The organism is Clostridium sp. Marseille-Q2269, from assembly GCF_943736985.1.
Lineage (GTDB): Bacteria > Bacillota > Clostridia > Clostridiales > Clostridiaceae > Clostridium_F.
In genome coordinates this window covers 330473-346788 of the sequence record NZ_CALSFS010000001.1, presented here as the reverse complement: position 1 = coordinate 346788, position 16316 = coordinate 330473, and the positions used below count along the sequence as shown (strand labels likewise).

Below are 16316 nucleotides of genomic sequence, written 5' to 3'. Positions count from 1 at the left end.
TAGATTATTTATAATCAAAAGTTATTAAGTTCATTTGTTATTTTAATAACAAAAATAAACGTGTTTATATTACAAACACGTTTATTTTGTGGTAATATTAGAACAAGACAGATTATTGTAAACGTATAAAGAAAAAATGCTTATTCATTGTATTAATTTTAAAAAATGGAAAAGGGGTGTAAATAATGAAATTGCAAATTGGAAATTTCCCGGTGGATGATATTCAATTTGGAACAGCACTATGTTACAAAGATGGAGTTCTAACAATTAATAAGGAGGAAGCTTTGGAATTTGTTAAAGAAGATGAACATATAACAGATGCAGATATTTTCATTGTAAGACCCGGGGATAAAGTTAGACTTGTTCCTGTTAAAGAAGCTATTGAACCCAGAGCAAAAGTAGAAGGTGGCAAAACAATTTTCCCAGGATTCATAGGAGAAGTGGCTAAAACTGGATATGGTATAACTCATGCATTAAAGGAATGTAGCGTTTTAGTTGTTGGAAAACATTGGGGTGGATTTCAGGATGGACTTATAGATATGTGTGGAGAAGGCGCCAAATATACTTATTTTTCGAAACTTAAAAATATAGTACTGGTGGCAGATACTGACGAAGATTTTGAAAAACATGAGCAACAAAAGAAAAACAGAGCATTGAGGTTGGCAGGGCATAAATTAGCAGAGTATATAGCTCAGTGTGTAAAGGATTTAACACCCGCAGAGATTGAAGAATATGAATTGGAAGCAATTACAAAAAGATCAAAAGAAGTTTCTAATTTGCCATCAGTGGTTTTTGTAATGCAACCGCAATCCCAAATGGAGGAAATGGGATATAATGATTTAGTTTATGGATGGGATGCAAATCATATGGTACCAACATTTATGCATCCAAATGAAGTTTTAGATGGTGCAGTAGTATCAGGAAGCTTCATGCCATGCTCTTCTAAATGGTCTACTTATGATTTTCAGAATAATCTGACTATAAAGAAGCTTTATAAAGAACATGGAAAATCAATTAATTTTTTAGGGATTATAATGTCAAATTTAAATGTTGCTTTAGAGCAAAAAAAGCGTGCAGCAATATTTGTAGCACAAATGGCTAAATCACTTGGAGCTGATGGGGCAATAGTTGCAGAAGAAGGGTATGGAAATCCAGATGCCGATTTTATAGAATGTATTGTAGCGTTAGAAGATGCTGGAGTTAAAACAGTAGGAATAACTAATGAATGTACAGGTAGAGATGGTCAATCCCAACCATTAGTTACTTTAGATGAAAAAGCTAATGCTATTGTATCCTGTGGAAATGTTTCTGAACTTATAGAACTTCCACCTATGGAAACAGTTATAGGAGAACTTGAATCTTTAGCAAGAGATGGTCTTTCTGGTGGATGGGCAAATGATGAAATTTTAGGACCGTCTGTTAGAGCGGATGGGTCAATAATTATGGAAAATAATGCTATGTTTTGTGGGGACCAAGTATCAGGATGGTCAGTTAAAACAATGAAAGAGTTTTAAGGAGGTGTAAAGTTGTTATGAAGAAGGCAATATTATATTTAAATCAATTCTTTGGACAAATAGGTGGAGAAGATAAAGCGGATTTTCCTCCAGAAATAAGGGAAGGATTAGTTGGACCGGCTACAGAGTTAGATAAAAAGCTTATGAATGCTGAAATTACTCACACAATAATATGTGGAGATAATTTTATGGGATCGAAAAAAGAGGAAGCCTTAGAAAAAATATTAGGATTTTTAGAAAATATAGAATTTGACATATTCTTTGCAGGTCCTGCATTCCAAGCAGGCAGATATGGTGTAGCTTGTGGGGTTATATGTGAAGCCGTAAAAGAAAAGTTTAATGTACCAGTCATAACATCTATGCATGAAGAAAATCCTGGAGTAGATATGTTTAAAAAACATGTTTATATATTTAAAGGTGGAAACAATGCAGGAAGAATGAGAAAAGACATAAAACCAATGGCTAAATTTGGTGATAAGATTCTAGCAGGAGAAAAATTATTGTCAGCAGATGAAGAAGGTTATTTTACAAGAGGTATAAGACATCAAGTTTGGCTTGATTCTTTAGAGCCAGCAGCAAATAGAGTTGTAGATATGATGATTAAAAAGTTAAATAATGAGGAATTTGAAACAGAGTTACCAATCCCTAAACTAGATAGAGTAAAAATTGCAGATGCTATAAAGGACTTAAGTAAAGCTAATATAGCGTGTGTAACATCTGGAGGAATAGTTCCAGTAGATAATCCAGATAGAATACAGTCTGCTTCTGCTACAAGATGGGGAAGATATGATGTATCAGAAATAGATACATTAGAAGGCGGTGTTTATAAGACTATACATGCAGGTTTTGACCCAGCAGCAGCTGATAAAGATCCAAACGTTATAGTACCATTAGATGCTTTAAAAGCTTATGAAAGGGAGGGGAAAATAGGCAAACTTCATAAGTATTTCTATTCAACAGTTGGAACAGGTACAACTGAAGCAGAAGCAGCTAGAATGGCACGAGAAATGGTAGAATGCTTAAAAGAAGATCATGTTGATGGTGTTATATTAACTTCTACATGAGGAACTTGTACTCGTTGCGGAGCAACTATGGTAAAAGAGATAGAAAGGGCAGGAATTACTGTTGTTCAAATGTGTAATTTAATACCCGTTGCAAAAACTGTTGGGGCAAATAGAATGGTACCAACAATTTCTATACCATATCCCCTTGGAGATCCAAAAGATACAAAAGAACAGCAATGGAAATTAAGATATCACAGAGTAGGTGTAGCTATAGATTCCTTAGGAAAGGATATTGAAGATCAAACTGTATTTGACGTTAAAATTTAGGGCTTATCATTTATTATAAAATATAGTGTTAGATCATAGTATATTTTTAATGAGTTTTAAAAAATATGAAGATCTAATACTATATTATAAATAAGGGGCTGTTTTTATGGTGAAAAAAAAGATATATAACAATGAAGTGTTTGTAGTATCTCTATTGGTAGTATTCTTAATAGTTATATGGGGATTGATTTCTCCAACAAATTTTACAAATGTCAGTAATGTAGTATATACTTTTTTATCAGATAAGTTTGGTTGGTTGTATTTAATTTCTATGTTCTTCTTTGTAGTATTTGCTTTAATTTTAGCATTCAGTAAATATGGAAAAATAAAATTAGGTTCAGATGATTCTAAGCCAGAATATAAAACGACTTCATGGTTTGGAATGCTATTTGGATCAGGAATGGGAATAGGATTAGTGTTCTGGGGTGTTGCAGAACCACTATCACATTTCGCAAATCCACCTGGATTAGAGCCAGGAACTACAGAAGCAGCCAACTTTGCAATCAAAACTTCATTTGTTCATTGGGGATTTCATCCTTGGGCAAGTTATAGCATAATTGGATTGGCTCTTGCATATTTCCAATTTAGAAAAAATAAAGCAGGGCTTATAAGTAGTATATTTATACCTCTTATAGGTGAAGAACGAGCTAAAGGTGCTATTGGCAAATTAATAGATGGATTTGCAGTATTTGCCACAGTAGCAGGAGTTGCCACTTCTTTAGGTCTTGGTACTCTTCAAATAAATAGCGGAATGAATTTTTTATTTAATATACCTAAGACTACATTAGTTCAATTAATCATAATAGTAGTTATTACAATAATATTTATTTGGACTGCAGTGAGTGGTATCGAAAAAGGAATAAAATTACTGTCTGATATTAATTTAGGTTTGGCATTCTTGCTTCTTATTTTAATCATACTTATAGGACCTACTTTAAAAATATTTAACTCATTAACTAATGGATTAGGTTTTTATATAGGAGATTTTATTAAGGATAGTTTAAAAATAGAAGCTTTTGGTGATAATGCTTGGATTAATAGTTGGAGAGTATTTTATTGGGCATGGTGGATTGCATGGGCTCCATTTGTTGGCACATTCATAGCTAGAATCTCAAAAGGAAGAACTATTAAAGAATTTGTACTTGGAGTTATGATAGCTCCATCAATTGCTTCATTTATATGGTTTGCATCCTTTGGAACATTAGGAATTAATCTAAAGAATACTTTGACACTAACGGCGCTTAAAGAAATGGCCAAAGTTTCTGATACAGCTCTATTTTTAGTAGTTAAACATTATCCGTTAGCTAGCATTATTTCAATAATAACTATAATTCTTTTATGTACATTTTTTATTACATCAGCAAACTCAGCTACGTTTGTACTTGCTATGTTTACTTCGGAGGGAGATTTAAATCCATCAAATCTAAAGAAGATTTTATGGGGAGTAATACAAGCATTGTTAGCTACAGTTCTTTTAATAAGTGGAGGATTAAAGAGCTTACAGACTATATCTGTGGCAGCGGCATTTCCGTTCATATTTATAATGATTTTTGCATGTGTGTCTTTAATGAAAGCATTAAAAGAGGAAAAAAGTTAGAATATACTTTAGGTATAAATAAACAACAGGAGGAATATTAATGAGTTTATTAGAAGGAAAAAAATTAATAATAATTGGAGATAGGGATGGAATACCAGGCCCAGCTATAGAAAAATGCATAGAAGGAACAGAAGCAGAAGTGGTTTTCTCATCCACAGAATGTTTCGTTTGAACTGCCGCCGGAGCAATGGATTTGGAAAATCAAAAAAGAGTAAAAACATTAACAGAAAAATATGGTGCTGAAAATATATTAGTACTTTTAGGTGCAGCAGAAGGAGAAGCAGCAGGTCTTGCTGCAGAGACTGTTACTAATGGAGATCCAACTTTTGCAGGTCCATTGTCCAATGTCCAGTTAGGACTAAGAGTTTATCATGCTGTAGAGCCAGAATTTAAAGAAGAAGTAGATGAAGAAGTTTATGAAGAAGAAATAGGTATGATGGAAATGGTTTTGGATATAGATGATATTATAGAAGAAATGACAGATATAAGAGAAGAATTTTGTAAATTCACTGATTAGAATATGAGTATACAGGCTGTCGTATTAAAGAATTTAAGCACAATATATTGTTTTACAGTTTAAAGTTAACACAATATATTGTAGAATTTATTCTTAGTGCGACAGCCCCTTATTTTAAATATTTCATTTGAAATTTTTTATCTTAATATACAAATCTCAATTAATTATAATGTTTGTTTTAACTAAACATTAAATCTAAAGTTAACAATATCTCCATCTTGCATTACATATTCTTTACCTTCTAGTCTAAAGAAGCCTTTTTCTTTAGCATGGACTTCAGAACCGCATTCTATAAGTTTATCGTAGGAAATAACTTCTGCTCTTATAAAGCCTTTTTCAATGTCACTATGAATTTTTCCAGCAGCTTTAGGAGCTTTTGTACCTTTAACTATAGTCCAAGCTCTAACTTCAACTTGACCTGCAGTTAAAAAACTTATAAGACCTAATAATTTATAGCTAGATTGAACTAATTTATCAAGACCAGATTCTTTTAATCCATATTCAGAAAGCATTTCATCTTTTTCATCATCTTCCAATGTAGATAACTCTTCTTCAAGTCTTGCACATAAAGTTATTACTTGAGAGCTTTCACTTTCTGCAAACTCTTTAACTTTTTGCACAAATTCATTTTCAGGATTTCCAGACATTAAATCATCTTCAGATACATTAGCTGCATATAAAACTGGTTTTGATGTTAAAAGAAAATAATTTTTAACTAATTGCCCTTCTTCTTCTGTAAGTTCCAAGGTTCTAACAGGTTTACCATCTTCTAAATGGGATACTATTTTTTGCATAAGAGCTTCTTCTGCTTTTGCTTCTTTGTTTCCACTTTTAGCTAATTTACTGTTTTTTTCTATTCTTCTTTGCATTAATTCTATATCAGAGAAAATAAGTTCTAAGCTAATAGTTTCTATATCACGAATAGGATCTACAGAACCATCTACATGGACTATATTAGAATCTTCAAAACATCTTACCACGTGAACAATAGCTTCAACTTCTCTTATATGAGATAAGAATTTATTTCCTAATCCTTCTCCTTTACTTGCACCTTTTACTAATCCAGCAATATCATAAAATTCAATAGCTGTAGGAACCTTTTTTTTAGAATTATACATTTTTTCTAAAACATCTAATCTCTTATCTGGGACACTAACTACTCCAACATTTGGTTCAATTGTGCAAAATGGATAGTTAGCAGATTCAGCTCCTGCTTTTGTTATTGCATTAAATAATGTGCTTTTACCTACATTAGGTAACCCAACTATTCCTAATTTCATATATGTACAGTCCTTTCTTTGTGTATTGACTTTATGTAATTCAAAAAATATAAAAAATTTATAAAAATTAGTTTTATAATTTCCTATTAAATTATACTAAAGGCTAAAGTTTATTTCAACAATAGGGTGATTATATTTAGATATAATGGAAAAAACATTTTATCAAAATATGTCTAAAAATTAATAAAATATTAAATAAGATTTTGTTTTTTTATGACTATAATGCATATAAATAAGTAGGAATACCTTAAAAAAACAAATAAAATTTCAAAAAAATTATTATTCTTCTTTTAAAGCCTTATTCTAGTAATCTTATTAATATTTAAATTAATTTAAAAAATACAGTAAAAATATTTAAATTAATAGAAGGAATTCTAATTAAAATATAGAATATAAAACTTAATAGTGGTTTGAAGTGGGGCAAAGTGGAGCATAAATTAACAATTGGGGTGGAGATATGTTTATAGGGGAGTATAATCATAGCCTAGATACAAAAAATAGAATTATAATTCCAGCCAAGTTTAGAGAAGAATTAGGAAAGAACTTTGTATTGACTAAAGGATTAGATGGATGTCTTTACGTATATCCCAAAAGTCAATGGGAAATTCTTCAGAAAAAATTAGAAACTCTACCTTTAACCAATAAAAACGCTAGAGCTTTTGTAAGATTTTTTTTCTCAGGAGCTCATGAATTAGAATTAGATAAACAAGGAAGAACATTAATACCTCAAAATCTTTTAGAATATGGACAAATCCAAAAAGAAATAGTAAGTATAGGAGTTTCCAATAGAATAGAGATTTGGAGTAAGGGAAAATGGGAAGAATATAATAACTCTAATATAGATTATGATAGTATAGCAGAGCAGATGAGCCAGCTTGGAATATAGAAATAATTATATTTTAGAATATTTAGATTTGGTTTTAATTATAAAATAAGTGTAAATGCATTAAATTAGGAGGATATATATGGAGTTTAAACATGTATCGGTATTATTAGAAGAAACTATAGATTCACTTAATGTAAAAGAAAATGGTATATATGTAGACTGTACCTTAGGTGGCGGGGGTCATTCTAAAGAAATATTAAAAAGATTATCCAATAAAGGTAGATTAATAGGTATAGATCAAGATACTAGTGCTCTTAAGGCCGCTAAAGAAGCATTAAAAGATTATGAAAATGTAACTTATGTACATAATAATTTTTATAATATAGACAGCATTTTAGAAGAATTAAATATAGATAAGGTTGATGGAATAATGATGGATTTAGGTGTATCCTCTTATCAATTAGATGAGGCTTCAAGAGGATTTAGCTATATGAAAGATGCACCTTTAGACATGAGAATGAATAGAGATGAAGATTTTTCAGCTTATGATGTAATAAATGGATATGAAGAAGAAGAGCTCTATAAGATATTAAAAAAATATGGGGAAGAAAAATTTTCTAAAAAAATTGCAAGATTTATAGTGGAAAAAAGAGAAAAAAAGCCTATAGAAACTACAGGAGAATTAGTGGAAATAATAAGGAAGGCCATTCCAGCCAAGTTCCAAAAAGAGGGACATCCAGCTAAAAGAACATTTCAAGCTATAAGAATAGAAGTAAATAAGGAACTTCAAATATTAAATCAGGCTATAGAGGATTCTGTGAATAGATTAAATCAAGATGGAAGATTGAGTATAATAACTTTTCATTCCTTAGAAGATAGGACAGTGAAAGTAAAATTTAAGGAATTAGAAAAACCTTGTACGTGCCCACCAAGTTTTCCTATTTGTATTTGTGGGAAAGAACCAAAGGTAAAAATAATAACAAAAAAACCAATAGATCCTTCAAATGAAGAAAAAGAAATGAACTCAAGAAGTAAAAGTGCAAAACTAAGAGTGTGTGAAAGAATATAAGCATAAAAGCTTAATATAGACTTGATTCTTTTCATAATTTTATATCTAATACTTTAGAAATATAGTTATAAAACAGAAGGAGGCTGAATAAATTGGTAATGTTAGAAGGAAAAAATACATTTAATGGGAATACAGTTTTAAAGCCACAGTATGATCCACAGATAGAAAAAGACAAGAGAAAAAAAGAGCAATACAAAAGAAATAAGAAAGTTAAACAAAAGCTTTTAAAAAAGAAATTTAAAACATTAAGAAGTATTATTATAGCTTTTATAATAGGAGTTGCATTAGTTACTAGATATGGAATGTTATATAGTATGCAAAAAGATTTGAGTAATGTAAAGAATCAGATATCAGAAGTGGAAAAAGATAATGAAAATTTAAAGGTTGAATTAGTTCATTATAATAATTTGAAGAATATAGAAAAAACTGCAGGGGAAAAATTAAAGATGATATCACCTAGTAAGGATTCAGTAATATATGCAGATTTAAGTTATAATAATTTTAAAAAAGAAAATTCTAAAGTACATGTTTCAGAAAAAGATAATGTGTTTTTAGAGCTTTTATCTAATTTAAAGAAATTGCTGTTTTAAACGGAGGTAACATAATTGTCAAAGAGTAAGTACAGAGACAAGGTGATAATTAGAAAGAGAATGGTAGTTATATTTGCTCTTCTAATTTTAGGTTTTATAGCTTTAGTAATAAAGATGGGAACTATAATGATAGGTCAGTCTCCAAAATTAAAAGAATTAGCAGTGAAACAGTGGACAAGTGAAGTGAAAATAGATGCTAAAAGAGGTAGAATATTAGATAGGAATGGTAATGAGCTAGCCGTAAGTGCTAATGTTTATAGAGTTGATTTAGATATGAATGCCTTAAGGCCTACCATAAAAGAAAAAGGACTATCTAATAGTGAGGTGGCATCAAAGCTTGCTAAAGCATTAGATATGGAACAAAAAGAAGTAGAAAAAATATTAACAAAGAAACTTCCTAATGGGTTACCTTTAGGGTCCGCTACTTTAAAAAGAAGAATAGAAAAGGATAAGGCTGACAAGGTAAGAGATTTAGATTTGAGGGGCGTTTTGGTATCAGCAGATACAAAAAGGTATTATCCCAATAATAACTTTTTATCTCATGTGTTAGGACACACAAATTCAGATGGAAAAGGGCTTACAGGAGTAGAATTATACTATAACAATTTATTATCTGGTAAACCAGGGGTGAGAATTGCCGAAACGGATAATAAAAGCAAGGAATTACCTTATACTATTTCAGAATATACTAAACCAGAGAATGGAAAAGATTTAATATTAACTATAGATGAAATGATACAGCATTTCAGTGAAAAAGCAGCAGAACAAGCTTTGAAAGACAATAAAGCAAAGGCTGTAAGTGTAGTAGTTATGGATCCTAAAACAGGAGAAGTATTAGCTATGGCTAATAAACCAGATTATAATCCTAATGATCCTTGGCAAGACGGTAAGAGTTATGAAGAACTTCAAAAGAATTGGAGAAACCGTGCGGTAAATGATACCTTCGAACCAGGATCTGTATTTAAAGTTTTTACTGCAGCAACCGCTCTAGAAGAAAATTTGATAACATCTGATGATAAGTTTACTTGTAATGGAAGCATAACTATAGGCAAAAGAACTATACGCTGCTGGAAAACTACAGGGCATGGCACTCAAAATTTTATAGAAATACTTAAAAATTCTTGTAACGTGGGTTTTGCACAATTAGGTCACAAGATAGGAAAAGAAAAATTAAATTCATATATTGAAAAATTTGGCTTTGGCAAGAAGACTGGAATAGATCTTCCAGGGGAAGCTCCAGGAATAACAAAGAAAACGCAAGATATATCAGATATAGATTTAGCTACTATATCATTTGGTCAAGCTAACACTCTATCTATAGTTCAGTATCTACAGGCATTTAATGCAGTAGCTAATGGAGGAACTCTTGTAAAACCCCATGTGATGAAAGAGATGGGAAGTTTTGATGAAGAAAAAAATAAAGAAATAATAGAGAAGAAAAATGATGTGAAAGGTAAACAAATTTTAAATAAGGATAAAGTAGCTACATTAAGAAGTTATTTAGAAAAAGTAGTATCAGAAGGTGGAGGCAAAAAGGCGTATATAGCAGGTTATCATATAGGTGGTAAGACTGGTACAGCGCAAAAAGCTGGTAAAGGTGGATATATGCCAGGCAAGTATGTAGCTTCTTTTGCAGGAATGGCACCAGCGGACAATCCAAGAATAACTGTGTTTCTTTCTATAGATGAACCAGATCCTTCTAATTATTATGCAGGTCAAATAGCAGCACCGGCAGCTCAAGGGCTATTTAAAGATATATTTAATTATCTGGCATTGAAAAGTGATGCAGATGGTGAAGATATAGCTAAAAGCCTTTTGAAAGATATAACTATTCCTGAAGTTAGAGGTAAGACAAAAGAAGAAGGACAAAAAATGTTAAAGGATTTAAAGTTAGACTGTGAAATACAATCTAAAGGAGACTATATAGTAGATATGAATCCTAAACCAGGTTATACTGTGAAAGAAGGTAGTAAAATCGTTCTTTACACAGGTAATAGTGAAAATTATAATAAAGTAGTAATTGTGCCAAACTTAAAAGGAAATACTGTAGAACAGGCTATGGCTTTATTAAATAGTATAGGATTAAGAGGAGATATAGAAGGTGATGGAATTATTTCTCATCAAAGTATAGAAGCAAATAAAGAAGTTAAAAAGGGAACTATGGTTAACTTAAAAGCAGAACCAATAGGAGATTAATACAACAAAAATTGGCATGCAGTAGTACAGAGTTCTGTGCGCTGCATGCTAATGTTTTGTTAGCTACATATATAATTTACTTAATACACTTTAAAAAGTTTTCATAAGAAACTATAATAGTATAAGAATATGTTATAGCTTCAGGGGGAATTTTTTTGTTTACAAAAATCAATGTGATTTATTGTTATTATATTAAGTAAATATGACTAAGGTAAGGAAGTGTTATAATGGATTTAAATTTAGTATTAAAGTCATTGGAATATTCTTTTATAAAAGAATATGAAAAAGAAGTGAAAAAAATAGAATATGATTCAAGAAAAATTGAATATGGAGATTTATTTGTTTGTATAGAAGGATATGCAACAGATGGTCATAAATATGCAAAAAAAGCATATGATAACGGAGCTAAAGTAATTATTTGTCAAAATAATCTGGATGATTTATCATATTATAAGGATTGTACTATAGTAAAGGTTCCAGATAGTAGAAAGGCTTTAGCTATAATGGCTTCTAATTATTATGGGAACCCATCCAAGAACATAAAGATAATAGGGATTACAGGGACAAACGGAAAGACTACATCAACTTTTATGATGAAGGCTATATTAGAAAAAGCAGGGTATAAGGTAGGTCTTTTAGGTACGATAGCTAATTATATAGGAAATAAAAAAATAGAGTCACATAGAACTACTCCAGAATCCTTAGAATTACAAAAATTATTTAAAGATATGGTAGATGAAAATGTGGATTATTGTGTTATGGAGGTATCTTCACATTCACTGTATTTAGATAGAGTTTATGGAGTAGAATTTGAAGAAGGTATATTTACAAACTTGACACAGGATCATTTAGATTTTCATAAAACTTTTCAAAACTACTTCAATTCTAAAATGATCTTGTTTAAGAATTCTAAAAGATCAGTAATTAATATAGATGATAGTTATGGAGAAAAAGTTTTAGAAGAAACTATAGGAAATAAAATAACCTATGGAGTAGAAAAAAATTGTGATTTAAAAGCTAAAAATTTACATATGCATTCTAGAGGTGTTAAATTTGATACTACGTTTAAAGATGAAAAGGAAACAATAATTTTAAATATACCAGGAAAATATAATGTGTACAATGCATTAGGCAGTATTGGTGCTTGTCTTTTAGAAGGAATTTTCTTGAAAGTTATAAAGGAAGCATTAGAAGATATGCCATCTGTACCTGGTAGATGTGAAATTGTAACTAAAAATCATAATTTGGGCTATGATGTTATAGTGGATTATGCTCATACTCCAGATGGATTAGAAAACATATTAAAAACTGCTAGAGAATTTACAAAGGGAAGATTAATAAGTGTATATGGATGTGGTGGAGATAGAGATAGAACAAAACGACCTATTATGGGAAAAGTAGGTTCAGACTTAAGTGATATAGCTATAGTAACTTCAGATAATCCAAGAACAGAGGAGCCAGCACTTATAATAAAAGATGTATTAGAAGGTATAGAAAAAGATAACTATATAGTAGTTGAAGAAAGACGAGAGGCCATAAAAAAGGCCATGGAAATAGCAAAAGAAAATGATGTTATAGTGGTTGCAGGAAAAGGTCATGAAGATTATCAAATATTGAAGGATAAAACTATACATTTTGATGAGAGAGAAGTAATAGAAGAAATAATAAAACAAAAATATAACTAGTTATTTTTTGTTTTAACAAATAAAGTTATGAATATTTGAATATAAAATAATATATTGTAGAAATTACATTAATAAATTACTCTAGAAAATAGGAGTGTTAGTATGGAAAATATTAAGCTGGAAGAAGTACTAAAAGCAGTTAATGGTGATTTAGTGATAACTGGAGAAAAAGATGAATATAATTCAGTAAGTACAGATACAAGAAAAATAAAAAAAGGTGATATATTTATAGCTCTAAAGGGAGAAAATTTTAACGGTAATAAGTTTGTACAATCAGCTATAGAAAAGGGAGCATCCTTATGTATAGTAAGTGAGATAGACTTTTCAGAAGATAAAATAGGTAAATCTTCTTATATAATAAAGGTGAATAATACTAACAAGGCTCTTTTAGATTTGGCTGAATATTATAAGAGCAAATTAGATATAAAAGTGGTTGCTATTACTGGATCTACAGGAAAGACATCTACAAAGGATTTGGTAGCAGCCGTACTTTCACAAAAATATAAAGTTTTTAAAACAGAAGGAAATTTCAATAATGAAATAGGTCTTCCTCTTATGATCTTTAGCTTAGATAAAAGTTATGATGTAGCTGTACTAGAAATGGGAATGAATCATTTTAATGAAATACACAATATGGCACAAGCAGCTAGACCAGATATAGCTATAATAACTAATATAGGAATATCCCATATAGAAAATTTAGGATGTAGAAAAAATATATTAAAAGCAAAACTAGAAATAACAGATTTTTTTAATGAGGATAATATATTGATAATAAATGGTGACAATGACCTTTTATCAAACTTTGAAAGTGATAAATATAAAGTGCTGAAAATAGGTACAGAGAAGAAGTCTGATTTTAAAGGAATTAATTTAAATTTACAAGAAGAATGTGTACAATTTGATATATCAGAAAAGGAAGAACTTAAATTTAATGGATTTAAAGTAAATGTACCAGGAAAACATAATGTTCTTAATTCACTTACAGCTATAGCTTGTGGAAGAGCTTTAAATATGGATTATAATGACATACAACAAGGTATAACAAATTTAAAAGCCACTTCTATGCGGTTAGATATTATTAAGGGAAATGGATTTACTATAATAAATGATTGCTATAATTCAAGCCCGGATTCTGTTAAAGCGGCTATAGATGTAATGAAAAATATAAAAGGAAAAAGAACTATAGCTTTATTAGGTTCTATGAAAGAACTTGGAGATGAGAGTTATAAAGCTCATAGAGAAGTTGCAGAGTATGCAAAGGAAAAAGAAGTGGATTTATTGTTTTCTATAGGGGAATTTAATGATGCCTTCAAAGATGGGTTCAAAGAAACTAATAAAGATAATTATAAAAGCTTTTTAAATAATAAAGAAGCAGCAAAATACATAAAAAATATAATAAGAGATGGTGATATAATATTAGTTAAAGCATCAAGATCTATGAAATTAGAAGAAGTAGTAGAAGAACTAAGGATAAGACAAGAAAAATAGGAGGTGACTTGCTCAAATAATTTAGAGCAATTATTTATGAATAGAATAGTATATGCAGTGCTTTTGGCCTTTTTGATATCTATATTAGGAGGACCAATATTAATACCTTTATTACACAAATTTAAATTCGGACAAAATATAAGAGAAGAGGGTCCAAAAAGTCATAGAAAAAAAGCAGGTACCCCTACTATGGGAGGAGTAATATTTATATTATCATCTATAATAACAATGGCTTTGACTGTAAAAAGGCCTGGGGATGAAGCTATGATATCTCTATATGCTTTTATAGCCTTTGGAATAATAGGAGCCTTAGATGATGGATTGAAAATTATTCATAAGGATAATTTAGGTTTAAGAGCTTACCAAAAAATGTTATTAATTTTAATTGTATCTGGTATATTTGGCTATTATTCTGCCAATAATCCTAATATAGGTACTTCAATAATATTGCCTTTTACTAGAACAAGTATAAATTTAGGAGTATTTTATATACCATGCATAGTAATATATTTTGCAGCCACCACTAATGCTGTTAATCTAACTGATGGATTAGATGGATTAGCCACTTCTGTTACATTACTTGTTATGACATTTTTTGCTTTGATAAGTTTTGGAATGGGACATTATACATTAGCTATATTTTGTGCAGTAGTAGCAGGAGCTCTTTTAGGATTTTTAAGATACAATGCATTCCCAGCTCAAGTATTTATGGGAGATACAGGATCATTGGCATTAGGAGGAGCAGTGGCTGCAGTAGCTATGATACTAAAATTAGAAATTTTAGTAGTAATAGTGGGGGGGATATATGTATTAGAAACTTTATCAGTTATAATACAGGTTATTTCCTTTAAACTTACAGGAAAAAGGGTATTTAAAATGAGCCCTATACATCATCATTTTGAATTAAGTGGATGGCATGAAACTAAAGTAGTATCTGTTTTTTCAATAGTTACAGTAATATTATGTTTAGTGGCCTTTTTGGCAGTATAATCAGTGCAGGTTAATATAGTAGCTATAGATATGAATTTATTTTACTTTTGAACCTATAAGCAATCTAATAGGAGGAATTATTGGAATATGAAAAAAACTAAAACTAAATTAGGCACTATAGATTTTACTCTTTTTGTTACTATAACTTTATTGGTATCTATAGGAGTAATAATGGTTTTTAGTGCTAGTTCTTATAGTGCCTTTTTTAATCCACATATAAAAGATAGTACTTATTTTTTAAAGAAACAAGGAGCAGCAGCAATTGTAGGAATAGTATGTATGCTTTTTACAATTAAAATGGATTACCATAAAATAAAAAAACATACAAAAAAATTGATGCTTATAACTATAGTGTTATTACTGATGGTTTTCATATTTGATCCAGTAAAGGGAGCCAGAAGATGGATAAGATTAGGTCCACTTTCTATTCAACCGTCAGAAATAGCAAAATATATGATAGTTATATATATGGCAAAAAGCTTAGAGTCTAAAGGAGAAAAAATTAAAACTTTTGCTTATGGTATAGTTCCATATTTATTAGTATCAGGATTTTATGCTGGATTAGTATTTTTAGAAAAAAATCTTAGTATAGCATCAGTTATAATGATAGTTACTTTAATAATTTTATATGTGTCAGGAGCTAGAACTAAACATATATCTTTTGTAATGTTTGTAGTTGCATTAGCTGGAGTAGCCGGTATTTATTTTGAACCTTTTAGAGTGGCTAGGTTTTTAAGTTTTCTAAATCCTTGGAAGGATCCACAAAATACAGGATATCAGCTTATTCAGTCCTTATTAGCATTAGGATCTGGAGGCATATGGGGAGTAGGTATAGGGAGATCAAGGCAGAAGTGCTATTATATACCTGAACCTCATAATGATTTCATATTTTCAATAATAGGTGAAGAATTAGGCTTAATAGGATGCATCTTTATAGTTATTTTGTTTTCAATATTTATATGGAGAGGAATAGTTATAGCTACTAAAGCTAAAGATACATATGGAACTATTTTAGCTACGGGTATTACTTCTATAGTAGCAGTTCAAGCTATAATAAATATGGCCGTTGTTACAGGTTCTATGCCTGTTACAGGAGTTCCTCTTCCTTTTATAAGTTATGGAGGATCTTCCATAGCCATAAATTTAATAGCCATGGGAATATTGCTCAATATATCCAGGCAAAATGAGAATACTGTATAAAAAATAGCAACTTTTAGTTGCTATTTTTTT

13 protein-coding genes are annotated in these 16316 nt (G+C 30.2%); 12 read left to right on the top strand and 1 reads right to left on the bottom strand.

The features are described 5' to 3' along the window. Positions 1-185 precede the first annotated feature (185 nt). The 4 genes from NGI68_RS01505 to grdA all read left to right on the top strand — a co-directional run bounded on the left by NGI68_RS01505 (position 186) and on the right by grdA (position 4959). Positions 186-1514: a glycine/sarcosine/betaine reductase component B subunit gene (locus NGI68_RS01505; protein ID WP_251859716.1), complete on the top strand. Its 1329-nt coding sequence runs from the start codon at positions 186-188 to the stop codon at positions 1512-1514. 17 nt (positions 1515-1531) lie between these two features. After that, positions 1532-2845 (top strand): betaine reductase selenoprotein B, encoded by a 1314-nt coding sequence (gene grdH, locus NGI68_RS01500; RefSeq protein ID WP_251859715.1) that lies wholly within the window; start codon positions 1532-1534, stop codon positions 2843-2845. A gap of 109 nt (positions 2846-2954) precedes the next feature. Next, positions 2955-4442 carry a glycine betaine uptake BCCT transporter gene (locus NGI68_RS01495; RefSeq protein WP_502799372.1) on the top strand — a complete coding sequence of 496 codons (1488 nt, stop codon included), beginning with the start codon at positions 2955-2957 and terminating at the stop codon, positions 4440-4442. Positions 4443-4482: 40 nt separating this feature from the next. Next, a complete protein-coding gene (gene grdA, locus NGI68_RS01490; RefSeq protein ID WP_251859713.1) occupies positions 4483-4959 on the top strand; it encodes a glycine/sarcosine/betaine reductase complex selenoprotein A in 477 nt (158 codons plus the stop codon). Positions 4960-5141: 182 nt separating this feature from the next. On the opposite strand, the gene ychF is transcribed toward grdA, so the two are convergent. After that, positions 5142-6239, bottom strand: coding sequence for a redox-regulated ATPase YchF (ychF, locus tag NGI68_RS01485; RefSeq protein WP_251859712.1), 1098 nt, complete (start codon positions 6237-6239; stop codon positions 5142-5144). A gap of 457 nt (positions 6240-6696) precedes the next feature. Here ychF and mraZ point away from each other — a divergent pair, with 457 nt between their 5' ends. The 8 genes from mraZ (at position 6697) to spoVE (ending at position 16286) form a co-directional block, all read left to right on the top strand. Continuing rightward, positions 6697-7125: a division/cell wall cluster transcriptional repressor MraZ gene (gene mraZ / locus NGI68_RS01480; RefSeq protein ID WP_251859711.1), complete on the top strand. Its 429-nt coding sequence runs from the start codon at positions 6697-6699 to the stop codon at positions 7123-7125. A 79-nt stretch (positions 7126-7204) separates the two neighbouring features. Next, entirely contained in the window at positions 7205-8134 is a 930-nt protein-coding gene (gene rsmH / locus NGI68_RS01475) for a 16S rRNA (cytosine(1402)-N(4))-methyltransferase RsmH (RefSeq protein ID WP_251859710.1), read from the top strand. Between the two features lie 92 nt (positions 8135-8226). After that, the gene (locus tag NGI68_RS01470; RefSeq protein WP_353505337.1) at positions 8227-8724 is read left to right on the top strand and encodes a cell division protein FtsL; all 498 of its coding nucleotides are present in this window, start codon (positions 8227-8229) and stop codon (positions 8722-8724) included. A gap of 15 nt (positions 8725-8739) precedes the next feature. After that, positions 8740-10920 (top strand): stage V sporulation protein D, encoded by a 2181-nt coding sequence (locus tag NGI68_RS01465; protein WP_251859709.1) that lies wholly within the window; start codon positions 8740-8742, stop codon positions 10918-10920. A 227-nt stretch (positions 10921-11147) separates the two neighbouring features. Beyond that, complete coding sequence (locus NGI68_RS01460; RefSeq protein ID WP_251859708.1) at positions 11148-12605, top strand: UDP-N-acetylmuramoyl-L-alanyl-D-glutamate--2,6-diaminopimelate ligase; 1458 nt, start codon at positions 11148-11150, stop codon at positions 12603-12605. Positions 12606-12707: 102 nt separating this feature from the next. Further along, positions 12708-14096, top strand: a complete 1389-nt coding sequence (locus tag NGI68_RS01455) for a UDP-N-acetylmuramoyl-tripeptide--D-alanyl-D-alanine ligase (RefSeq protein WP_251859707.1) — start codon at positions 12708-12710, stop codon at positions 14094-14096. Positions 14097-14132: 36 nt separating this feature from the next. Beyond that, positions 14133-15086, top strand: coding sequence for a phospho-N-acetylmuramoyl-pentapeptide-transferase (gene mraY, locus NGI68_RS01450; RefSeq protein ID WP_251859706.1), 954 nt, complete (start codon positions 14133-14135; stop codon positions 15084-15086). An 87-nt stretch (positions 15087-15173) separates the two neighbouring features. Then, on the top strand, positions 15174-16286 hold the full coding sequence (spoVE, locus tag NGI68_RS01445; RefSeq protein WP_251859705.1) for a stage V sporulation protein E: 1113 nt from the start codon (positions 15174-15176) through the stop codon (positions 16284-16286). Positions 16287-16316 lie beyond the last annotated feature (30 nt).

Excerpts from the sequence above, each read along its gene's own strand:
- rsmH (WP_251859710.1), top strand. The coding sequence starts at position 7,205 with ATGGAGTTTAAACATGTATCGGTATTATTAGAAGAAACTATAGATTCA.
- mraZ (WP_251859711.1), top strand. The coding sequence starts at position 6,697 with ATGTTTATAGGGGAGTATAATCATAGCCTAGATACAAAAAATAGAATT.
- ychF (WP_251859712.1), bottom strand. The coding sequence starts at position 6,239 with ATGAAATTAGGAATAGTTGGGTTACCTAATGTAGGTAAAAGCACATTA.
- mraY (WP_251859706.1), top strand. The coding sequence starts at position 14,133 with ATGAATAGAATAGTATATGCAGTGCTTTTGGCCTTTTTGATATCTATA.
- NGI68_RS01505 (WP_251859716.1), top strand. The coding sequence starts at position 186 with ATGAAATTGCAAATTGGAAATTTCCCGGTGGATGATATTCAATTTGGA.
- NGI68_RS01460 (WP_251859708.1), top strand. The coding sequence starts at position 11,148 with ATGGATTTAAATTTAGTATTAAAGTCATTGGAATATTCTTTTATAAAA.
- NGI68_RS01455 (WP_251859707.1), top strand. The coding sequence starts at position 12,708 with ATGGAAAATATTAAGCTGGAAGAAGTACTAAAAGCAGTTAATGGTGAT.
- spoVE (WP_251859705.1), top strand. The coding sequence starts at position 15,174 with ATGAAAAAAACTAAAACTAAATTAGGCACTATAGATTTTACTCTTTTT.